Origin of the sequence: Anaerostipes butyraticus, assembly GCF_016586355.1 — a bacterium.
GTDB classification, from domain to species: Bacteria; Bacillota; Clostridia; order Lachnospirales; family Lachnospiraceae; genus Anaerostipes; species Anaerostipes butyraticus.
Genome location: NZ_BLYI01000023.1, coordinates 109547 through 131161, shown reverse-complemented (window position 1 = coordinate 131161; position 21615 = coordinate 109547). Strand labels below are relative to the sequence as shown.

29 protein-coding genes are annotated in these 21615 nt (G+C 43.7%); 12 read left to right on the top strand and 17 right to left on the bottom strand.

The window, feature by feature from the left end:
• Position 1: 1 nt before the first annotated feature.
• The 6 genes from JMF81_RS04455 to JMF81_RS04430 all read left to right on the top strand — a co-directional run bounded on the left by JMF81_RS04455 (position 2) and on the right by JMF81_RS04430 (position 3024).
• Positions 2-250: a hypothetical protein gene (locus tag JMF81_RS04455; RefSeq protein ID WP_054353166.1), complete on the top strand. Its 249-nt coding sequence runs from the start codon at positions 2-4 to the stop codon at positions 248-250.
• Between the two features lie 59 nt (positions 251-309).
• Positions 310-834 carry an NADAR family protein gene (locus tag JMF81_RS04450; RefSeq protein WP_243282536.1) on the top strand — a complete coding sequence of 175 codons (525 nt, stop codon included), beginning with the start codon at positions 310-312 and terminating at the stop codon, positions 832-834.
• Positions 835-849: 15 nt separating this feature from the next.
• Positions 850-1296, top strand: coding sequence for an LPD11 domain-containing protein (locus JMF81_RS04445; protein ID WP_201310244.1), 447 nt, complete (start codon positions 850-852; stop codon positions 1294-1296).
• Positions 1297-1362: 66 nt separating this feature from the next.
• Complete coding sequence (locus JMF81_RS04440; RefSeq protein WP_201310243.1) at positions 1363-2094, top strand: YodL domain-containing protein; 732 nt, start codon at positions 1363-1365, stop codon at positions 2092-2094.
• A 20-nt stretch (positions 2095-2114) separates the two neighbouring features.
• On the top strand, positions 2115-2783 hold the full coding sequence (locus JMF81_RS04435) for a macro domain-containing protein (protein WP_201310242.1): 669 nt from the start codon (positions 2115-2117) through the stop codon (positions 2781-2783).
• A 7-nt stretch (positions 2784-2790) separates the two neighbouring features.
• On the top strand, positions 2791-3024 hold the full coding sequence (locus JMF81_RS04430) for a hypothetical protein (RefSeq protein WP_201310241.1): 234 nt from the start codon (positions 2791-2793) through the stop codon (positions 3022-3024).
• A 37-nt stretch (positions 3025-3061) separates the two neighbouring features.
• On the opposite strand, the gene JMF81_RS04425 is transcribed toward JMF81_RS04430, so the two are convergent.
• The 5 genes from JMF81_RS04425 to JMF81_RS04405 are packed head-to-tail and all read right to left on the bottom strand — an operon-like array spanning position 3062 to position 7374.
• Complete coding sequence (locus JMF81_RS04425; protein ID WP_087282377.1) at positions 3062-3556, bottom strand: winged helix-turn-helix domain-containing protein; 495 nt, start codon at positions 3554-3556, stop codon at positions 3062-3064.
• On the bottom strand, positions 3534-4166 hold the full coding sequence (locus JMF81_RS04420) for an ABC transporter ATP-binding protein (RefSeq protein WP_201310240.1): 633 nt from the start codon (positions 4164-4166) through the stop codon (positions 3534-3536). Before JMF81_RS04420 ends, JMF81_RS04425 begins: the two co-directional genes overlap by 23 nt.
• Positions 4167-4177: 11 nt before the next feature.
• Positions 4178-5623 (bottom strand): ABC transporter permease, encoded by a 1446-nt coding sequence (locus JMF81_RS04415; RefSeq protein ID WP_201310239.1) that lies wholly within the window; start codon positions 5621-5623, stop codon positions 4178-4180.
• A 4-nt stretch (positions 5624-5627) separates the two neighbouring features.
• Positions 5628-6848: an ABC transporter permease gene (locus JMF81_RS04410; protein ID WP_087282381.1), complete on the bottom strand. Its 1221-nt coding sequence runs from the start codon at positions 6846-6848 to the stop codon at positions 5628-5630.
• Between the two features lie 16 nt (positions 6849-6864).
• Positions 6865-7374, bottom strand: coding sequence for a hypothetical protein (locus JMF81_RS04405; RefSeq protein WP_201310238.1), 510 nt, complete (start codon positions 7372-7374; stop codon positions 6865-6867).
• Between the two features lie 162 nt (positions 7375-7536).
• Between JMF81_RS04405 and JMF81_RS04400 the strand changes: the two genes are divergently transcribed.
• Together JMF81_RS04400 and JMF81_RS04395 are read left to right on the top strand one after the other, a co-directional pair.
• Positions 7537-8226 carry a response regulator transcription factor gene (locus JMF81_RS04400; protein ID WP_087282385.1) on the top strand — a complete coding sequence of 230 codons (690 nt, stop codon included), beginning with the start codon at positions 7537-7539 and terminating at the stop codon, positions 8224-8226.
• Positions 8219-9517 (top strand): sensor histidine kinase, encoded by a 1299-nt coding sequence (locus JMF81_RS04395; protein WP_201310236.1) that lies wholly within the window; start codon positions 8219-8221, stop codon positions 9515-9517. Before JMF81_RS04400 ends, JMF81_RS04395 begins: the two co-directional genes overlap by 8 nt.
• A gap of 93 nt (positions 9518-9610) precedes the next feature.
• On the opposite strand, the gene JMF81_RS04390 is transcribed toward JMF81_RS04395, so the two are convergent.
• From JMF81_RS04390 to JMF81_RS04370, 5 genes are all read right to left on the bottom strand, one after another.
• Positions 9611-10855 carry an ATP-binding protein gene (locus JMF81_RS04390; RefSeq protein WP_201310235.1) on the bottom strand — a complete coding sequence of 415 codons (1245 nt, stop codon included), beginning with the start codon at positions 10853-10855 and terminating at the stop codon, positions 9611-9613.
• 74 nt (positions 10856-10929) lie between these two features.
• Complete coding sequence (locus tag JMF81_RS04385) at positions 10930-11766, bottom strand: tyrosine-type recombinase/integrase (RefSeq protein ID WP_330611462.1); 837 nt, start codon at positions 11764-11766, stop codon at positions 10930-10932.
• A gap of 237 nt (positions 11767-12003) precedes the next feature.
• A complete protein-coding gene (locus JMF81_RS04380; RefSeq protein ID WP_201310233.1) occupies positions 12004-12492 on the bottom strand; it encodes a hypothetical protein in 489 nt (162 codons plus the stop codon).
• A complete protein-coding gene (locus JMF81_RS04375; protein ID WP_201310232.1) occupies positions 12489-12794 on the bottom strand; it encodes a hypothetical protein in 306 nt (101 codons plus the stop codon). The genes JMF81_RS04380 and JMF81_RS04375 overlap by 4 nt, the downstream gene beginning before the upstream one ends.
• A gap of 19 nt (positions 12795-12813) precedes the next feature.
• A complete protein-coding gene (locus JMF81_RS04370; protein WP_087162982.1) occupies positions 12814-13044 on the bottom strand; it encodes a DUF5348 domain-containing protein in 231 nt (76 codons plus the stop codon).
• A 467-nt stretch (positions 13045-13511) separates the two neighbouring features.
• Here JMF81_RS04370 and JMF81_RS04365 point away from each other — a divergent pair, with 467 nt between their 5' ends.
• Positions 13512-14354 (top strand): hypothetical protein, encoded by an 843-nt coding sequence (locus JMF81_RS04365; RefSeq protein WP_201310231.1) that lies wholly within the window; start codon positions 13512-13514, stop codon positions 14352-14354.
• 189 nt (positions 14355-14543) lie between these two features.
• Complete coding sequence (locus tag JMF81_RS04360) at positions 14544-15341, top strand: DDE-type integrase/transposase/recombinase (protein ID WP_201310230.1); 798 nt, start codon at positions 14544-14546, stop codon at positions 15339-15341.
• Here JMF81_RS04360 and JMF81_RS04355 read toward each other — a convergent pair.
• The 3 genes from JMF81_RS04355 to JMF81_RS04345 are packed head-to-tail and all read right to left on the bottom strand — an operon-like array spanning position 15314 to position 17879.
• Positions 15314-15859, bottom strand: a complete 546-nt coding sequence (locus JMF81_RS04355) for a hypothetical protein (protein WP_087177672.1) — start codon at positions 15857-15859, stop codon at positions 15314-15316. The two genes, JMF81_RS04360 and JMF81_RS04355, sit on opposite strands and share 28 nt — an antisense overlap.
• Positions 15860-15894: 35 nt before the next feature.
• Positions 15895-16119: a hypothetical protein gene (locus JMF81_RS04350; protein WP_162611184.1), complete on the bottom strand. Its 225-nt coding sequence runs from the start codon at positions 16117-16119 to the stop codon at positions 15895-15897.
• A 17-nt stretch (positions 16120-16136) separates the two neighbouring features.
• Complete coding sequence (locus JMF81_RS04345; RefSeq protein WP_087177758.1) at positions 16137-17879, bottom strand: IS1634 family transposase; 1743 nt, start codon at positions 17877-17879, stop codon at positions 16137-16139.
• 227 nt (positions 17880-18106) lie between these two features.
• Between JMF81_RS04345 and JMF81_RS04340 the strand changes: the two genes are divergently transcribed.
• On the top strand, positions 18107-18943 hold the full coding sequence (locus tag JMF81_RS04340) for a Mu transposase domain-containing protein (protein ID WP_118445387.1): 837 nt from the start codon (positions 18107-18109) through the stop codon (positions 18941-18943).
• Positions 18930-19667, top strand: a complete 738-nt coding sequence (locus JMF81_RS04335) for an ATP-binding protein (RefSeq protein ID WP_087173043.1) — start codon at positions 18930-18932, stop codon at positions 19665-19667. Before JMF81_RS04340 ends, JMF81_RS04335 begins: the two co-directional genes overlap by 14 nt.
• 148 nt (positions 19668-19815) lie before the next feature.
• On the opposite strand, the gene JMF81_RS04330 is transcribed toward JMF81_RS04335, so the two are convergent.
• Genes JMF81_RS04330 through JMF81_RS04315 form a run of 4 tightly spaced genes read right to left on the bottom strand, consistent with a single transcriptional unit; the run spans position 19816 to position 21605 of the window.
• Complete coding sequence (locus JMF81_RS04330) at positions 19816-20220, bottom strand: winged helix-turn-helix domain-containing protein (protein WP_015573119.1); 405 nt, start codon at positions 20218-20220, stop codon at positions 19816-19818.
• A complete protein-coding gene (locus JMF81_RS04325; protein ID WP_201310229.1) occupies positions 20210-20599 on the bottom strand; it encodes a metal-dependent transcriptional regulator in 390 nt (129 codons plus the stop codon). The genes JMF81_RS04330 and JMF81_RS04325 overlap by 11 nt, the downstream gene beginning before the upstream one ends.
• 10 nt (positions 20600-20609) lie before the next feature.
• A complete protein-coding gene (locus JMF81_RS04320; protein ID WP_243282535.1) occupies positions 20610-20972 on the bottom strand; it encodes a metal-dependent transcriptional regulator in 363 nt (120 codons plus the stop codon).
• A 45-nt stretch (positions 20973-21017) separates the two neighbouring features.
• Positions 21018-21605, bottom strand: a complete 588-nt coding sequence (locus JMF81_RS04315; RefSeq protein WP_201310228.1) for an MptD family putative ECF transporter S component — start codon at positions 21603-21605, stop codon at positions 21018-21020.
• Positions 21606-21615 lie beyond the last annotated feature (10 nt).

Below are 21615 nucleotides of genomic sequence, written 5' to 3'. Positions count from 1 at the left end.
TATGGAAGGAAAATATTTTTTCAATAACAAAGATATCACGATGAACCTGTGTATCCAGATCCGGGATGTGATCGACATCATCAAGGAACGGAGCCATCTTTCTTTCCAAGATGCCGCCGGAGCCTTTTACCATTCTAAGACGTATCAGGCTCTGCAGAATACCGAGAATACGCTTTGGGCGGAGTCAGCGGGCTATATCGCAGACCGGTTCTACGAAGAACAGGAACAAAAAGAATTACAGACAAACTGAAGATTTAAGCACTTTGTTTAAGAAGGGAACTACCTATAGGATAGGCGGTTCCTTTTTTTGTGCGGAAAGGAATGTGCATGAAATCCAATGATCAACCAAAAGAAACTATCCATAAACAAACTCACAGGAATGTCATCTCCTCTTTTACAGGAAAATACGCATTTCTCAGTAATTTTTATCCGGCTCCTGTTACCTACATGGGGCAGACCTACGCCAATAATGAAGCAGCTTTCCAGGCGCAGAAGACCTGCTGTGCAAAAGAGCAGCAGCAATTCTCTATTTTCCGCCTGCACAATCCGGCAGAAGCCAAAAAGCGTGGAAAGAACCTCACGCTACGCCCGGACTGGGATAAGGTAAAGATTTCCCTGATGTATGAAATCTGTATGTGTAAATTCATGCAGAACCCAAAGCTGCGGGATGCCCTGCTTGCCACAGGAAACAGTGTTCTTGAGGAAGGCAATACCTGGGGCGATTACTTCTGGGGCAAAGTCAACGGCCACGGGGAAAACCAGTTAGGGCTTATCCTGATGGACGTGCGTGAAAAGCTGAAATGGAGCATGGGAATGGAAAATGAGATTGCATAACGAGGTGAATGAACTATGGAAGAAAAGAAACAGACGGTCTTGACGCTGAAATTCATCGGCATAGATGATTTTTCTTGTCCAACTTATGAGGATCAGTACGGACGGTTTTGGAAAGACCTTAACCTGGGGAAATCCGAAAAGCCGGACTTATATTCTACTACGAGGAACGACCTGGATGGGGAGCCAGTATCCCACATCCAGCAGGAATATACCTTTGAGTCAGAACCGTTCCGAAGAAACCCGTATGAGTTCCAGTATATGATGTTAAGCCGGATGCAGCGTGACTGCGAATATTTTCTCGGCTACGGGAACCGGAGCGTTACCATCTTATCCGAAAGTGATCCCCAGCATCATATGAACCGCATGAAAGAATTGTGGAAGGAGCTTCCTGCTGACGGGAAACCGGAATGGCTGACCTGGGAGCAGCTCCTGAACTATGAAAAAGAATTGTGTAACGAATAACCATAATGATTACGAAGGATCTTCCAACCAGGGAGGTCCTTCTTTTGCAAAGGAGGACGATGCCTTATGAAAATAACGATCTATCAGATCATCCCGGAATTGGATCAGGACAGGCTGATGTTTATGCCCCTTTCCTATTTTCAAAAAACCGGGTATCCATCATCGCCTGCAGAAATTTATGAATCCGTATTCTGCGGAGAAACGGAAGTCGCCACACCGGAAGAAATCTACCGGATATTCAACCGCAAAGATGAAGCGGATGCCTGCTATCTGGAAAAGATCGGTTTCACCGGACATTCCATGTCAGTCTCCGACATTCTGGAAATACAGCACTCACCGGGAGAAAGCCGTTTCTATTTCTGTGATACATTTGGTTTTTCTCAAATAGCATTTCAGAAGGAAAACGCCATGCTGCCAGTTCAGAACCATGACAATATCCCTTTTGAGCAGGTCAATCGGTCCAAGCCAGGTTATCTGGCCTATATGGATAACGGGGGAATTTCTATTCATCCCTGTATCCAGGTCCAGCTCCAACGCTGCAAATACAGTCAATGCCAGCTCGGATACCGGCTCCGTCACCAGGAGAAGGAAGAGTCCCCTTGGCGGCAGCGAGATTTTCTAGAACGTCCTACTGTCCTTCTGTTCGAGGATACGCAAGGGCCGGCTCCGGAAGATTTATGGTATCACAGCCCTAAACCTTCGGTTTGGATCTCCCGTCACCCGGCACACAGCCCGCTAAACCTGAAGCTGGTGGAAGAATGGTGCCAGAGCCAAAATGTAACCTATGAATATCTTTAAAAACAAATGGAGGAAAATCTATGATCAAAGAAAGGAAAGGGGATCTGCTTCGTTCTGATGCTGCCATTATCGCCCACCAGGTCAACTGCCAGGGTGTTATGGGGGCAGGCGTAGCCAGGCAGATCCGGCATCGTATTTTGACGGCAGAACAGTATCGAGCATACCAGCAGCTTTGCAGGAAAAATAAAGAGGAACTTTTAGGATCCTGCTCTTTGATGCTGCGGATGGATACTGACGTCACTCAGTATGTAGCGCATCTGTTTGCCGAGAATATTCCCACAGGCAGAGGATTAGATACCGATTATGCAGCACTGAGACAGAGCCTGACTGCCATGATGTTCCTGGCAGCACAGCGGGAATTGTCGCAGGTTGCCATTCCCGGTTATCTGGGATGCGGGCTTGCAGGTGGCGACTGGGAGACAGTCTACAGCCGTATCCTTATGCCCCTGTTTTCCGAGTCTTGCTTTACCCTTACCATCCTGTACCTGCCGGACAGCATCCGGCGTCTCTGGACGGAATTTGGAGACATCCCTATGAACCCGGAAACAGAATGTATTGAGCAAGCCTGGCACGGATTTTCAGCTGGAACACACCGGGAAGAAATCTGGCACTGGTTTGAAGAAACCTTTCAGATCAGCGTGGCGGAAGCTCTCATGTATGCAAATAATAAAAAGAAAATTATGAGGTGATAACGATATGAAAGAAAAGATGAAGTGCAGTGAATGTGAATTTTGCAATTCCTTTCGTCCCTACGGTAACAGCCGGGCATCTTTTCGCTGTAAGCATCCGGATCAGCATTATATTTTTGATTATTTTCAGGAACATAGAATGTCGAAAGATCCAGAATTCCTGGATTATGGAAAGGCCTGGTCCGATGAGGTTCCGCTAAAGACCTCTCCGGCATGGTGTCCGAAGAAGAAAAGCAAATAACAAATGACTTGGAGCCGCCCTCACGGACGGCTCCTTTCTATGTTTCCGGATCGAATTTGTAGCCTACACCCCAGACAGTCCGAATGTATTGCCTGTCAGTATACTCCCGAAACTTCTTCCGGATGCTGTAAATCATACACTCAACCTTGGCATCCACACTTACAGGGATGTCATCCCAGACTGCTTCATAGATCTGTTCTTTGGTAAATACCCAGCCTGGATGATTTACAAGAAGCAGTAAGATATCAAACTCATAATGTGATAGAAATACTTCATTCTCCGCTGCTAATATCCTCCGCTGATCTGGATAAATAACAAGCCCACGAAAAACGATCTTTCTTATGTTCTCTTCCTCACATTTATACTTAGCAGAATATCTTTTTAATACAGCCATAATTTCATTTAAAATAGCCTTTTCTGTATCATCAAATTCTGCGAGTAAAATATATCCTATATTCCCATCTCCAATCAAATAACTTTTTCTAACGGGTTCATATAGATTGCAGCCCTTACTCTGTACACAATTTGCCATTCTTTATTTCATAAATTTTATCTGCCTCTTCTGCAAGTAGTTTACTATGAGTTACCACAATTACACTTTTTCCCAATTCGTGTGCAGTTTTCTTTAGCAATTCAATAATTTCCCCTGCCGTATCCTCGTCCAAATTTCCAGTGGGTTCATCCGCTAAGAGCACCTTGGCTTCACTTGCCAAAGCACGGGCAATCGCCACACGCTGCTGCTGGCCACCGGAAAGCTGCAGCACATTCCGCTTCCAGTCTTCCCTTGGAATACTGACTTCCTGTAATAGCTTCTCTGCATCTTTCTTTCCACCTAGCTTCACATTTTCTTCCGTTGTCAAATAATCGATCAGGTTGTAGTTCTGAAAAACAAGAGAGATATCGTGCCTCCGGTGATAATTCAGCCCCTTTTTACGAATATTCTCTCCATTATAAAGAATGGTTCCTGATACCGGGTTATCCAAGCCCGCTAAAAGGGAAAGAAATGTGGTTTTTCCTGAACCACTGGAACCGACAATCGCATAGAACGTAGCTTCCTCAAAAGTGGCAGATACATTTTTTAGAATTATTTTATCCCGCTTCGATTTATAAGAATATAAGACATTTTTCGCCTCTAAAATCATTTCCATTCCTCCTAACTCATTTCGCTTAAAATATCTTTCGGGTTCTTGCGGAAAATCAGGACGCTTGCCGCACCTGTAGATAAAACAATCAAGACACCTACGCTAAGACTATCTGCAAGCAGCATAGTAGAGGTAATCTCTGTTTCTACATCCGTGACGGTAAGTTCCGGCGCCTGATAATCGGTGGCAACTTTGCCCGTATCCATTTCATCCTGCAATTCGGCCTGTTGTGCCTGCTGACCCACCAGATAATCAGCAGCGGCATTGGAAACTGCCGGAGCAATCAGGAACGAAAGTGCAAGCGCCAAAACGCCGATCAGAACAGCTTCGGTTAAAATCTGCAAAAATATTTTTCCCTTTGCAATTCCAATGGACAGAAGTATGCCAATCTCATTTGTTCTGTTCCTGATCCAGAAAATAAAAATCAAAAACAGGATCACAAAGCTTGCTCCGGTCACGACCAGAAGCAGCGTGTTACTGATTTTTTCCAAATCATTGAAGTTGGAAGCCATTGTGTCAAGATTTCCGTTGTTGTCGATCAAATCATACCATTGCCAGTTAATATCCGTTTTCTTGATGGCCTCCTTTACCGCATCGTAATCATCCACATTTGCCACTTTAAAATAAGCCTTTTCATACAGCGGATCATCCTGCTCCACCTTCTCAGGAAAATGTAAATCCGTGAAAATAACATTTTCAGAGCGGTAAGTATCACCGGACATATAAGGTTTCATCTGTTCTTTTACCTGATAGATTCCTACAATCGTTGCCTCTTGCACGGGTTCCTCCGCTTTTACTGAATGAAATTGCAGATGGTCGCCGACCTTTAGCTGGTTTTTTTCTGCCAGTTCTTCGGAAATGACACAAACATTTGTATCATCCTTTGTCGTCATCCGTCCCTCCAGGATGGTAACATTGCCGCTGAGGACATTGGCGTCCATTGACATATCCCGATTACCAATCAAGGCTACACCCTGAAAATCATTGGTCTGGTCTGCATCGGCATCCTCAATCCGTTCAAAATTTGCCTGTTTTACCGCAGTAGGAACCGTGGTTATATTATAGTCGGCGATTCCCTCCACAGCAGCAATCTTTTCAATATCATCAGCTTTTAATGACTCAAAGGAATGATCCGTCGTTACCATCAGGTTTTCGGAACCCATGACAGTCACGTTTTTCAAATGGACTCCACCATAACTTCCCTGACCGTCCGGATTGCGTTCTAATATTTTTTGACTGGCTTCTTCCAATCGTTGGCTTCTGCTCTCTGGATTATATTCCAGTAAAAATCCTGCGCCGATGGCCTGCCGTGTACTGTCTTTCGTAGCAATGTTTGCAGAACGGCTTGCCATACCAGACAGGAAAAGCAGACTGATGATACAAACTACAAGCAGAAGCAGCAGACTTTTAACCGGCTTTCTAAAACAGGAACGAATTGCCCGTTGCAATAAGTTCATCGTATTATCCCTCCATTCGTGACAGAATATCTTTCGGATTTGCACGGATTACTGGCAGCAAAGACAGCAATACAGCAATTACAACCACTCCGCTGCCAATCCCCAATAGCAATGCGATATCGGTAAATTGTAAGGAAACCTGCAGAGAAACGCCTGTTTCCACAGAAGACAGCAACAGTTCTGTAAGGCTTCCTGCAGCCAGCGAACCTAGACCGCAGGAGCAAAGCAGGGCAATGAGAAACACGGCTGCCGCTTCCAAAAGAGCCTGCAAAAAGATAGTGGCTTTCTGTTCGCCCAAGCTGATAAATACAGCCATTTCCTTTTGTCTGCTCCGCATCCACATACAAAGCAGTAGGGAGACAATCACCGTGCCGGCGAAAAAGGTAAGCAAACGCATCAGTGATACCACCCTTGTTATTTGTGTTAATGGAGCTTTCATCTGCTGATACAGGGCATCCGACGTGGTAATGTCCGCTTTATCCTGCAAAATGCCCTGTATGCTCTCTGCCAATGGATCTAAAAGCTCCGGCTGACCGGTATATGCCGATACTTTATAAAATCCGCTGCCGTCAAATAATTCTAAATATGCCGTATTATCTATATAAATCTGATTTTCCATCCGATAGACGGCAAGTGTATTGTTTTCCTGCTGGCTTTCATTGCCAGTAAGATATTCCCCAATCACTTCCACGGTAACAGCTTTTCCGTTTTCTGTTTCAAAAGAAAGTGTATCGCCAATCTGCAAACCATTGTATTCTGCAAATCCCGCATTAATGACGGCGCCATATTTGGTTTCCGGCTTGACCAGTTCACCGTCTGTCAGTCGATAAGACTGATCCGCAAAGGGACTGTCTGTATCCATATCATCAAAGGATAGCAGGCTGACTTTCAAGTTGTCCGGTTCTGTGGAAGCGCTTGCGGTCACAGGCGCAAGATCTGTTAAATATGCGGATTGCTGCCCCATTCGATTGATGGACGTTACCTCCGCTAAATTTTTAATCATTTCGGCTTCTTTGTCTGTAATCGGATTGGCGGTGTCTGAAATTTCACATACCACTTTTGCTCCTGCTTTTTCCTGCATGGCAGCCTCTGTGCTTTCTGTTGCGTGTAAAATCATGTTTGTACTGAGGATCATGCTGTTGACAAAAAGGAAAATCAACAGCAGCAGCACCGACTTTCCGCGTTTCCGCATCAGATAAAGGAAGCCTCTCTTATAAAAAGGCATCGATCTATCCCTCCTGTTAATTAAACCGGGTAATCAGCACTTTTGTAGCATGGATTTCCCCATCATCCTGTGTTTCTCCATAAACATAAACAGACGTAGATTTTTTTACATCGGAAGCCGTAGCCGCTTCTAATTCCACTGCGCCGGTGGAACTGTTGATGTTGGCAATCTGGAAGGTACAATCTTCTCCATAAGAAACCGTAGTGCTTTCCATGCCGCTTTCCATTCCCTCTGCCGCTGATTTTGCTATCTGCCCATCATCCTGATCGGGAACGACCTGAAAACTTCCATCCTGAAAATCAGCTACGCTGCCTCTTAAACTAGCTGTCTCTATCAAATTGTCCAGATTTGTTGAGTTTTCGCCGCCATCGTCCGATGCTCCTGTGTCACCAGCTTGATTCTCACTCTGACTGTTCACAGATGTCCCACTATCTGCGGCCTGTTCCCCTTTGGAATTTCCACAGCCTGCCAGTGAGAGTGCAAAAATCAAGACTCCAGTTACCATTACTAATTTCATATGTTTCATTTGACATAGCTCCTTTCTGTTTTATGGGCCTATCATACAAAAAAACTTCTGTAAAACTCATCTAAGAAATAAAGAAATCGACCTCAGTTTTTAGAGAACTTTTAGAGGATTTCTTTGCTATACTTGTTATACTGATGATATGAACTAAAAAAGGATGAATGGATTATGAAAATATTGCTTCTGGAGGATGACCTGGATCTATGCGATCTGATACAGAAAGAATTGTCCAAAAGCGGGCATACCGTAGACTGCTGTAATGACGGGGAAACAGCCATGCTTTACGCACTCAATAAAGATTATGGCTATGACCTTGCCCTTGTTGACCGGATGCTCCCCATTATAGATGGACTGACAATAATCAAGGCGATGCGAAGAAAGGACATACAGATTCCGGTTATTATTATTACCGGTATGTCTGCCCTCGATGACCGGATCGATGGTCTGGACGGCGGAGCGGACGATTATCTGGTTAAGCCGTTTCATATCCGGGAGTTACTTGCCCGGATAAGGGCATTAACCAGGCGCTCCAAAGAGATCCATGACGATGTAATATTAACTTACGGGGATCTGCAGTTTGACAGAGAAATAAGGGAATTGACCTGCCATGAGCAAAAATTAGACCTGACAGGAAAAGAGGCGGAGCTTCTGTATACATTTATGAAACAGCCGGAAACCCTTTTTACAAAAGAACAGCTTGTTTTAAAGGTCTGGGGAACTGACTCGGATATTACTCCAGGAAATATTGATAATTATATTTCCTTTCTAAGAAAAAGGCTGAAAGAGCTTAAAAGCTCCTGTATCATTAAAACAGTATATGCTACAGGCTACAGATTGGAGAACACTCATGCTTAAACAATTATCCAACCGACTACATCTGTTTTTAGCAGGAATCCTAATGGTCATCATTACTTTGATCCTGTGTTTTTCCCTCTGGAATATGTATCAGTCACAACAGCTTGCTGATATATCCTATATTCAACGTATGACTTCCCTGATCATCTATCAGTTGGAGGATGATACTTCTAACCCGCAAGCGGTTCTCTCAAACTATGAAAGTGGGACAAATGTTTACAGCATTTTAGAAGATTCTGAAGGAAAGGTGCTATATCAAAGTATTCCTGATACCGGTACTGACTTTGCCAATCTCTTCCAAAAAATAAGTAACAGCATTTCCACGGAAAGCGCAGCGGACAGTCAGAAATTTCAGACGGTAACGGAACAGGGCGGATTTATAGAAATGGATGGAGCAGATTATGACCACTATTATGCTATCCCGGCTACAGTCAGCACGAAAGCGGGAACAGTTTATACATTAGCTTTATTCTATGAGCGGACATCTATTGTAGACCTGCTGTTACGGGAAGCGCCAAAGTATTTATCTATTTGGATCGTTTCCCTGATCAGCATCCTCTTTATCAGCAGGTTTCTCCTGCGAAAAGCCTTTGAGCCAACTGAGCAGATCCTGCAGAGCCAGAAAAATTTTGTTGCCGCTGCTTCACACGAATTAAAATCACCGCTGGCTGTTATCATGGCAAATGTTGAAGCAGTCCATAATACAGAAATACAAGACCCCCAGGCACAAACCTGCTTGAAAACGATTGACTCAGAATGTAGCAGAATGTCTAAGCTCGTAAGAGATATGCTTCTCCTTGCGTCTTCTGATGCTGATAAATGGACCATCCAGAAGAATGATGTAAATATTGATACACTATTGATTACACTGTATGAAGCGTTTGAGCCAGTATGTATCCGTAAATCCATCTTCTTAAAACTTGATATTAGTGAAGAAAGCTACCCTGTACTCTATACAGACCGGGAACGACTGTTCCAGATCTTAAGTATCTATCTTGATAATGCAGTCTACTATTCACCAGAAAACAGCACCATTGAGATACGAACAAAACAGACTTCTAAAGAATTGACCTTTTATGTTGTTGATCATGGGTGCGGAGTGGCTGAAGAAGACAAACCTTTTATATTTAACCGTTTTTACTGTGCAGATAAATCACGAACAGATAAATCTCATTTTGGCCTGGGATTAAGTATTGCGAAAGAACTCTCAAGAATACTTGGAGGCAAAATAGGATTTGAAGATACGGCTGGTGGCGGGGCCACATTTTATTTGACTATACCTCTGAAATAATGAAACAAAATAGTCAAAGATTAATTATATGTATAAACAAACGGGATATTAATTGGAGCCGCCCACTTTGGACGGCTCTTTATTATCACTGAGTTATATATCCTTCTCATCCAGCAGAAAGTCAATGATATTATAATGGACAATGCCATTCCTGCTCATATCTATAATGTCACTGCTGATCACATATTTCGGATAATTGTCATCGATCTTCTCCAGATTGCCAAATTCCCTTGCAATGCAGTCCTCTGACAATACATAGGCCACCTGGATATAGAGTTTTTTCTGTCCTTTGTAACATACGAAGTCAATTTCCTGGGTATCCAGCTTGCCTACTTTCACGTCATAGCCCCGGCTTAACATTTCCAGATATACCACATTCTCCAACAGCTTACTTGTGTCGATCTGCTCGCTGGCTTTGCTCACATTGCGAAGCCCGATGTCCCCCGCATAATACTTTTCTGTGGATGCCAGGATGTTTTTCCCCTTAATATCATATCTTTCCGCTTTGGAAAGGATCATACCTGCCTGCAGCTTATCAATATAGTTCAGCACCGTATCCACGGTGGTCGATTGGCCGGCTGATAGCAAGGAACGGCTGATCGAGCGTGCGGAGAACGGATTACCGATATTGTCCAGCAGAAATTCCAGAAGTTTCCTAAGCAGGCTCTCATTCCGGATGGCATACCTGGAGAGAATATCTTTCATCACAACAGAATCATAGACATCCTCCAGATATGTGCGAACGGAATGTTCATCCGGAAGCACCAGGCGCATCGGCAGGCCGCCATATTTCAGGTAATCCACAAAAAGCTGTTCCCTTGTATAAGGAAGCTCATTGATCTCATAAAACTCCTGTATCTCGGACAACACAAAAGGATACACATGAAAAGAAACATATCTTCCTGCCATATTGGTCGCCAGTTCACCGGACAGCAATTTGCTGTTGGAGCCTGTCACATAGATATCGCAGTCAAAATCAATTCGGAAGGAAGGGATGACTGAGTGCCACTCTTTCACATGCTGGATTTCGTCAAAAAAGAGATATACTTTTCCATCCGCCTTCTCTGCCCGTTCCGTGACGTACTGATAGAAGTTATCTGCATCCTCCAGCTTTTTAAAACGCCGGGACTCAAAATTGATCTCTATGATATTTTCCTTTGGCACTCCACGTTCTAAAAGAACATCACGGATCTGCGAAAGCAGGATTGTCTTTCCACTTCTTCTAAGGCCAATCAATACCTTGATCAGATCCTGGTCAATGAATGGACGTATCTTATCCAGATACAAATTTCGTCTTATCATCTCCATACATTCCACGTCCTTTACTAGTTTTGTCATTATTATACCTCATACTTTTATTATAATCAACTTATTGTCTGTTTATACAAGGACAATTATATTCTTATAGTTACTTACAGCAGGTTCGATTTCTCCTTCATCTTTTCACGGCTCGTATTAGTATAAATCAACGTTGTCCGCTCACTGGCATGGCCAGCCTGATTTGCGACTTCCGCAATCGTATATCCCATCTCCAGGGCATGAGAGCAGAAGTAATGCCGGAGCTTGTGCGGGGTAATCCGGTCCGAACACTGATTGAAAAAACGGTTCACACTGCTGCGGTGGAGCTTTCCGCCATTCCTGCTGATAAACAGGTACTCAGACTGGGAGTTTCTTACCTTCAGATACTCCCGGACCGCATGGATGATCTTGTCATTGATGAATACGATCCGCTGCTTATTGCCTTTTCCAATCACCAGCAGTTCCCGTGCCTGAAAATCAATATCTGTTAGACCAATACTGATGCACTCGCTGACACGCAAGCCGGCATATGCAAGGATCACCGCAATCGCATAGTTTCTCTTTCCAGTATCAACAAGTACCTTCTGGAGAAACGCCTCCACATCTTTCTTTTCTATTTCCGCCGGGCTTGCAATGTCCTGTTGGAATTTCAGCCGGTCCTCTGCCGTAATGACCAGATCTTTTTGAACTCCGATCTGCACCAGGAACTCGTTAAAGTTGGTTAAAGAAGAAAGTTTCGTATCAATGCTTTTGAATTTCAACTTCTTGATGTTCTGCAGGTATGACCGAAAATCCAAAATGTTGGTATGGTAAAGCAGTGTCAGCTCCTCCCCGAAGGTATCTTTATACCACCGGTAATATTCATTTACATGACCGCTATAGGTCTTAATGGTATTCTCTGACTTGCCCCGTTCTCTCAGGAACTTTTTATAATCATCCAGTAATGGCACAATTCTCATTCCTCTCTGCGATTATGTTGCGCTCACTTCTCTGTGAGATGTGTGTAATTATGTTGCGTTCAGATAGGAGTTCTTCTGTCTATCATGCCTCTAACACAACATAATTGCTATTATGTTGCGTTCAGGAATTGGCACGGTTCTGATACACTTCCTATATATAATCCATACGTTTCACACCATAAAAACGCAAAAAGGACAGCAGATTTTTCCACTGTCCAATCTGGATGATTACGGGAGTCGTCTCACCCTTCTGTAAATTCTCTTGCCATCTTTTATCCCAACAGAGAACCTTCGTCTTAGTTTGGACTGTTTTCTCCATCTCCGACTCTCAAAAAGTTCCTCGTTAGCCAAACGTTCCCTCCGGAAGTCATGAAGATGAAAGTTCTCCTGGTATCTACGGAATACACGCATATAATATTCCGGTTTTCGTGTAAAGATCATATCCGAGTCTCTGTTGATGGAGTTTAGAAGACTCCGCAGTTGCCTGATGATCCGATAAGGTTTGCCATACAGATTTGTATAAATTCTTCCGTATTTGCTGGCAGTCTTTAATACAATCGTTCCGGCAAGGTCGCTTTTCCGCAGCGTTACCGCATCCACTATCCGGACCGGCATCTGGTACATGAGCCCGATAAACGCCGCTTTTTCCAGTTCCCCTTCCGCAATGAATTGTTTCATCAGCCGTTTCCCCATTTTTGCCTTTTCAAAGGAAATCATCCACCATCTTCTCCTTTCCTGACAGCTTCCAGGATTTTCTCTCCCTGCTGTACAAACACCTGCTTTTCCGGTTCTTTTTCATATATCTTCCAGAGCCGCTGATGCAGAGTCTCCAGATCCCTGATATCTCCCTGTGTGTTATTTGCCAGCATCCGGAGAAAAGGGAAGATCATCGTATGCCGGATATTCTTCCCAGCCAATACAGTCTTCCGTTCCTGTCCATACACTTCATAGAGGCATCCCCGGATAATATCCGGATCCGTGATAAACTTGATCTCAGGTTTCACCCATTCCTTTTTCATGTTCGCCCTCCTGACAAGATTACTCGTACCAATCTGCCCGGACCGTCAGGCCGTCCAGCCGGATCTTCGGAACTCCCACAAGATACCAGTCGTCATCCATTTCAATCCGGACTGGCACCCAGTCTCCATCCATCTCCACATCAAAGCAGTCCCCACAATGCAGGCCACCGTAATAGCTCCCGTTTCCAAAATAGATGTCATACCTCCCAGACTCCCGGTCATAACATAAAACGCCTTTTTTCTTTACCATAGTAATTTCCTCCTGTATTTTTACTTTTCATAAGAATAATAGGGCTGCATTTTCGCAGAGTGGATGATTTTCTGTTTGTTCAATACTATATCTTTCCTTAACGCTTCATATGGCTCTGTTACTTATTTCATACGTATGGGATATGCAGATAGCAACTTTTATTGAAAAAGCAGAAATATTCCTATATTTTGTTGCAATATAATTTGACATATACCAGATATAGTAATATACTTATTCTGTAATCATTAATTGTGTTTATCCGGAAAAGGATATGCTGTTTAGGTTTGTAATCAGTCAGAGGGATATTCTGCCACCAGGGCAGTACCTTCTGGCTTTTTATTTTGCAGAGATCTCTGTACGAAGTTTGAGAATGAGCATCCGCATCATTCTCTTTTTTTATGCCTGAAAGCAGGAGATGAGGATTGAATTAAATTTCCGGAGGAACACCCACAAAAAAGGAGAAAAGAATGGATTTAGAATTTAGTATTGTATTATTTGAAAATGAAGGTTACGCAACAGCAAGAGGGGATAAAGGGGTACAGGATATTCTGGCATCTTCAGCCGATGCCGGATATATTAAGGACGGCACCTATCCCATTATTTTTAGATTGCATCCATATTGTTGGAAATGGTGGATCAGCCCGAAGCAGGAGGAAATGAACTTTTCTATGTTCACCCCCGATTCCTGGCTGGACAGACCTTTATGGAAGAACAAACCTATCCAGCAACGGTTAATCGCCGCACTGAAAGATTGGCAGAAGAAATACCTGCGGGCAAATGAGACAATCAAGCTGATCAGCAGCGGTAAACATATCTTATATCACTGTGAGGTGGAAAGCGTATGTGGAGATGCAGAAATCTACTGTTTTGATTCTGTCATAGATACCATAGAGGATCACGCTCAGGCAGAGGTCATCACAGGAAACTCTTTCATTAAGAATGTTCAGGGAAACGCTCAAATCCAATGCCTGGATGACCATGCTATGATCACTAATTTGTGCGAGAATGCAGTTGTCCATAAGATGAAAGATATTTCACTTATTCGTCATGTATATAGGGATAGCCAGATCCATACCATGCAGGACAACTCCCGTATTCTGAGCTTGAATGGAAATACACGGATTGGAACAATGAACGGCCATGCAATCGTTGACCTGGCATCGGGCCAGTCAGTCATTGAAAAGGTTTCGTGTGGCTGCGCTGTCCTGGGATTATCTCATGACGTGCAGATCAAAAAAATAGAAGCCGGAGCTACAGTCCTCCCGCTTCATGTGGATGGTTATCATGGCTCGACCATACCATTCTCATAATAGAAACTGTAGTAAATATCTTATGAAGAACTCAAGTGCAATCAGCGGGCTCAAACAGACGGTTTTGCGGAGCAAAACGGACGCGATGCGGAGCGAGCGGACTTAACCTGTAGATATTGAAATCTGAGGGTACCTTATAATGATTAAGGCCATTGGAAAATGGTACGAATCATTTAAGGAGGATGCCTTATGTTAGATTACAAGAGCATCATTATCAAACGGTACGCACTGGGCCTGAGCTACAAGGAACTGGCTGAAGAATTCAGTGCAAGCAAATCCGGAATCAACGACTTCATCCGCGCTTTTGAAAGGTGTGAGAAGCTGTCGTATCCGCTTCCGGAAGGGATCACGAATTATGCAATCTACGAGCTGGTATACGGCCATGACCCAGGTACCAACAGACGGAATGACAGTTATGAACAACCCGATTTCCCAACTATCTTTAAACAGATGAATGAGCGGAAGAACATGACGCTCGTTTACTTGTGGAGCCGCTACCAGAAAGACTGTATAGCAAAAGCGGCAAAGCCATACCAGTATCGACAGTTCTGTGAACTGTATGGTCGCTGGTGCAGAGAGAACTGTGAAACCCTGCATATCCAGGCTGTAATCGGTCAGAAGATGGAAGTTGATTTTGCAGGTAAAACCTTTGAGTTGATCGATAAACTTACTGGCGAGATTACGACCATTGTTGTATTTGTAGCTGTTCTGCCCTATTCGCAGTACATCTATGCAGAAGGGATGGTATCTTCCTGTGAACCGCAATGGATTGAGGTCAATAACCACGCTCTTGCCTATTTTGGCGGCGTGCCTACGATTGTTGTTTGTGATAATTGTAAACAGGCAGTTTCCGCCAATAAAGACTGGATCGATCCGGATTTGAATAAGGATTATGCTGCATGGGCTGATCATAACCTTAACTTCCTGAGTTTTTTAACCCTCAACGCTAATTGCAGTCATCACTTGTCCCCATCTGGATCATCATAATACCCGAGTTCTATGCGAACGTTTTCCATCATATATCCCAGATCATCTGATACGCCATACCCCAGAGGATCGGCAGTAGATATGAGGTTTTCGAATTCTGTTTCGTGGAGGCTGAAGAAATCCGGATGCAGTTTCGCATAATTCAAAAATTTTTCAGCTGAGGATTCAAGGCTGTTGTAAAATCTTTCCCCATAGTCACCGTATACTGCACTAAGTTCTGCGGCTTCGGCAGCGAAAGCAAGGTGCATCAGAGCCTTCGTTCCTTCATCTACAGTTCTGCTTAGGTAGTCGTTCAGCACACCTTTGCATTCACTCAAAGAAAACTGTTCCTTCCAGAAAACCTTTTCTAATCGTTTCTGCAGACTGGCTATCAATTCATCATTGGATTCCACGCTCCAACAACTGCTTTCGATATCCTTGAAAACTTTAGAAGATTTGAACATTTCAAATAAATGCGCTTCTAATTCATCTCTGGTTAAAGATTTAATTACTTTTTTATACTGCGTTAGTGTCATCATGCTTTTTCTTCCCCTGTCCAATTGTTATGTAACACTCAATCTTCTGACGGCCTATTCCCTTGCAGGAATTCAATGACTTCTGCAAGGGTTTTCTCGCTTTTTGAGAATGCTTCCAGGAGCTGCTTGTTATCCCGCTCCTTCCGTTTCGTCAGAAGCTTTTCCAATTCATCAACTGCCTTATCGTATTTCACTTTTGTTTCGGCCACATTGATCTGAGCTTTCTCTATCTTTTCTTCTAATGTCACAACCCGTCTCGCCATCTTCCTGCCCTCCCATATCACAGTGTTTTCATTTGTTCGTTTGCTGCTTTTTCAAACTCCTCAACCTCAATCCTTGCCAGATCTGAACTGATTGCAGCCGCCTGTTTCTGTACATTAGATGCTGTAAGGCCGAAAGCTTTCAGGATCTCTTTTTGTCTGGCAGTAACTGCATAATCCAAACGGTATTCATTATCAGCACCTTTTAGCATCTCTATCTTTTCCAGTTCCTTTATGGCTGCAGGCACTGTCATGAAATTTCTCCTATGTTCCTGTCGGTCCATTTCGTCTTTCAGACAGGTATATATCTTACTTCGGATAATCGTGGCTACAAACTCTATAAATATCTTTGTATCCATTGACTCATTAGAGTAAACCCGCTCACTCCGCGCCCCGAGATACGATTTATCTCCCCGGAAAAGTTTCTCCGATCCATCCCTGCTCTTATACAGCGTCAGCGCTTCCTCTGCTGTCATCTTATCCGAAGTCACAATCACAAAATAACCACAAAGCTGTATCTCCCGGTTGATTATTTCTGTCTTTTCGATTCCGGACATGAACTTCTCATCTTCCAGGCCTTCATGCCAGTACACCAGATCGAAATATTTAATAAAATCTCCTCTCAGACGAACTGGCAGCCCCATACAGTCTTTTAGTTTCTTTCCCATCTGGTCAATTTTATCTTCAAATTTTTCCCGCTCAGACTGCCTTTTGCTGTCACTATAATAAATATGGAAATACCTCTCTTTTTCATCATCTGCATATAGTTTCCGCCGAACAGTTGTGCCACTGACTTTGTAGGCGCGGATACTGTTTTTCCGATCATCCTCGAAACGTCCTCTTCGCTCCAGTATGATATCGCTGACCAGTTTTTTCATCCCCTTGGCCATGATAACGAAATCATATCCATTATCATCCATGAACCGGATATTTTCCTTGCTAAAATATCCCCGGTCCAGAATAAACCCAACCCGTCTGTACCCATATCCCTTCGCTTTGCCAAGCGTATACTGAAGCTGGGATATGTCTACAATGCTTCCGGGATAAGACTCGTAGAACAAAGGCTCTCTATTATTCCGGTCATAGGCAATGGAATAATTAAAGATTTCTTTCCCCTGGTCATCTTTTGGATGGCCAAACTCTACCAGATCGATGTCGCCGGCCTGGCTGTTTTTGTTTGTGGAATCGTAAGAAATATAGATCCTTTCCCTATGATCTCTCTTCTCGTTCCATTCATTCAAAAACAGAATCCGTTGGTCTGTCGTAGTCCGGCTAAGAAAATCGGACACTTTCGAATCACTGTATATACGCATATCCTCTGTCATCAATGGATGGTTGAAAGCATAATCCGGATAATACTGGGCGGCATTTCCTTCGGTAATGATTGTATAGGCAGCCAGATCCAGAAACAGCCCCGCATCCTTTCCAACGATTCTTGCAAGCATCAGATCCAATCTGTAGTCAGATATGACCTTCCGAATCACAATATAAGCCCCAATACGAAGGCAGCCACTTCGGTATCCCTGTTTCTCTTCCGGCAGGATTTCCTGTGGAAATATCTTTAAGAACTTGTCATTCGGCAACATGAGTGCAGGCTGGCCCGGAATCTGCTTGCCGATACATATCCGTCTCGGTGTGTTATACTTCTTATCTTTCAGATAAATCCGCGCGTATTCATAATAGATATACGTCGTTCCCTTGATTGTCTTCTTCGTGATTTTCCCGTTTGAATCAGGTATCTTTATCGTACAGTCCAGGTACATATGGCACTCCATCCGTTTAATATTTGAGGGTTAATTGCCTCTCTTGTATCATGCCATATTTTTCCAAAAAATACAAGTGAAAAATGGGATTTTCCTTGATTTTACAGGCTTTTTTCAGCTTCCCCAATGAGCGCCAATTTATTGAGTGTCAATTTTTTTGGAAGTTCAGACATAACCACACCGTGATACTGCCAGCCAAAGTCCGTAAACCGAAGTGGAAAAGCAGTGTGGAAAATGCTGTAGGTATTCTTGAAAAAGGCTTTTTCCATGATTTAGAAGAAAACCGCTACTTTTCTCTGGAGCAATTCAACAAAGATCTCTGGGAGAAACTGGATGCTTTGAACCATGAAAACTTCAAAAAGAAGGATTACAGCAGATACGATCAATGGCTGGAAGAACGCAGTGAGCTGCTTCCTCTTCCGGCTGTCCCCTACGAATACATGGAAAGACGGACTGCAAAAGTATCTGCGGATTTTCATGTGCGCTTCGATAATGCTTATTACAGTGTGGATAAAGCATATCTGCACAAGAGTGTTCTGATTGCTGCCTCTGCAACAACAGTTAATATCTATTCCATGAAAGGCAAACTCATCGTCAGCTGGCGAAGGGCTTCCCGCAGGGGTGAATGGCTGACAGATCCTGCACATCTGCCCGAAAGCTACAAACAGATGTCAGAATGGAATGCCACTTATTTTACCAGGAAAGCCATGACAGTAGGTCCGAATACGGTCAAAGTCATAGAACACATACTGAGAAGCCGTGAACATGAAGTTCAGACGTACCGCCTGTGTATAGGTATCCTCAACTACACAAAGAAGTACAGCAAGCTTGCTTTGGAAGATTGCTGCAAGCTGGCAATTGATACGAATCATATCTCGTATTCCTTTATCAAGAATTCAATTGCTGCCGTTGCTGAAGAAATCGGAAGTGCCGGTTTCAATACAAAGCTCAACGAAGAACGTAACAAAGGGGCGTTTGTCATGAGCCCGCATGCCGGGGACATTGACCGGCTTCTTTCCAAGAGCAGTAAACTTGCCGGGGAGGTGCGCGATGAAGAAGCTTGATCGAATCAATGAACTTGTAGATGAGCTCAATGAACTGAAGCTTGGATGTATGGCCGCTTCGCTTGATTCGCTGTATCACTCGAAATCCTTTGATGAGTTGGATGCCGTGTCATTGCTAGAGCAGGTGATCGGACCGGAATACCAGAACAAAACATCGCAGAGATTTCAGAACAGACTGAAACGGGCGCATCTTGCAGGAGGGCCTCAATCATTGGATAAGTGTAAAGATTCTACAGAAAGGGTCTACCTGCCTTCCGATATCAACGCTACGCTGTCATCGCTGGATTTTATCCGTGAAGGTCTCAACGTCTGTATTCTCGGCCCCTCCGACAGCGGAAAATCGTATCTGGCCAAAGCACTTGGAATACAGGCCTGCCTGAATTACAGAGCAATGTATCACCACTGTGAAGAATTCCTTGAAACGATGGTTGCCCTGAAACAGGCTGACTATTCGAAATATCAGAAGAAGGTACGCTTCTACTTGAAGCTGGATCTGCTGATACTGGATGATTTCCTGCTTCACACCATAACAGATGAACGCGAGATCAAAGTTCTCTTTGAAGTCATGGAAAAACGCAGTGAATTGTCAAGGTGCACGATTGTATGCTCTCAGAGAGAGCCGAACAGCTGGGCATCGATGATCCTCAATGACGAGGTATCAGCCAATGCGATACTGAAACGGGCAACGAAGCACTATACCGTAGTGATCCAGCCCAGGAACTAATTTATAATAGCAAGTGTTTCAGGGCGTCCGTTATGCTCCGCACAGCGTCCGCTCTGAAACGCATCGGAGTCCGCTAGGCTCCGCAGAATGCACTCAAGGGACGCTGTGTAAAAAACAGCGCCCCTTGATGGCTATAACGATTATTATATTATGCAATCTCAAACCGATACCCGACACCATATACGGTATCAAGATACCGGGGGTGCCGTGGTTCCTTCTCCAGCTTCTTCCGCAGGCTGCTGATCAGACAGTAGGCACTACTGTACATTTCTTCCCCGACATCCGTTTCCCCATAGATCAGGTGGCAAATCTGAGCATAGGTATACACACGTCCCGGATGCCGGGCCATGACTGCAAGGATGTCAAATTCCCTGGCAGTCAGAGGCACCTCTTTTTCCTCCACCATAACCTTACGTTGGAGCATATCCAGAAAAAATCCCGGATATCGGATCTGCTGCGGCTCCATGTAGATTTTTACACCTTCCAAAGTCTGGAGTTTTCTCTTGAAGCTGCAGATCTCCGGCAGCCGCTCCTCTGGAAATTCAATCACCATTTGTTTCTTCAGAATGTCCCAGCTCCTTCCATCTCTTCAATTTCTGGAAGCTCTGCTCACTGATGTCATGCTCGATCCTGCAGGCTTCCTGTTCCGCTGTGGCATCCTCCACACCTGCCTCAATCAGCCAGTTTTTAAAATAGCAGTGCCTTTCATAGATTGCCTCAGCCGTCTCCCGGCCTTTTTCAGTTAAGTGAAGGAAATGGTCCTCATCTTTAACCAGGAGGCCGCCTCGCTCCAAAATAGAAACCGCGTGGCATACACTGGGCTTTTTCACACCCAGATGCTGCGACACATCAACAGATCGAACCATTCCTCTTTTCTGCTGCAGAACAAAGATTGCTTCCAGATAATCTTCTCCAGATTCGTGAAGTTTCATCTGAACCTCCTTATTTTTCCCCTAAAGAATCCTTTAGCTTTTGAAAAGCCTCTGCACTTATGGCGTGCTCAATATTACAAGCGTCATGCTCCGCAGTTTTACGGTCTACTCCGGCGTCCACAAGCCTTGCTGTGAAGAATTGATACCGTTCACATATTTGCTCGGCATATTGTCGGCCTTGCTGCGTCAAATAAAGAGTACCGTCTTTTTTGATAATATGACCGGATTTAGAAAGCTCCTTGACCGCCCGACTTACAGAAGGCTTGCTAACCCCTAAATAGTCCGCAACATCTACACAGCGGGCGTTACCATGTCGCTGGTGAAGCACTAAAATTGCTTTTAAATAATCTTCCATTGATGAAGTTAAGGACAAGTAGCATACCCCCTTTTTTAAAGAATTATATTGTTACAAGATATACTATTTTACTCCAACAGTGGAAAGTTTCTTTTTCAATATAGCTTTACCAATTAAACCACCTATTACAGCTAAAATAATTGTAGCTATAATCATAATAACCAACATAAAAGGAGTTGCCATTGCGTCCATAGACGCAGCGTACTCTGCCGACATTTCTTCCGTAGCCTTACTAATGGTATAATCACGGAAAGCCCAAATATAGATAGGTGAACCGGACATACCAAATACAAATAGAATATAACTGCATAGATTGCCTTTTAAACTTTTATATCCGCTTAACTTCCTGATAATTTCGGCTAATATTGCACTTGCAATCAAAGTAACAATAACCAAATTTGATAACTCTCCTGCAATGAAGTAAATAAGACCAACGATTAGGTTCATTATAATGGGAACACCGAAAATCTGTTCTCTTGCGGTAATATATATATAAGGAACTCCGGCCAGTAATCCGATCAATGCAGTCATAAAAATCCATGTAAGCGGGGTAAAAGAACCCGACATCATTACAAGCATAGTAATTACAAAGTAAATCAATGAAAATCCAACTGTGATTCCAAATCCTTTTCCTGTCCATTTTGTTTCCATAAAATGATGA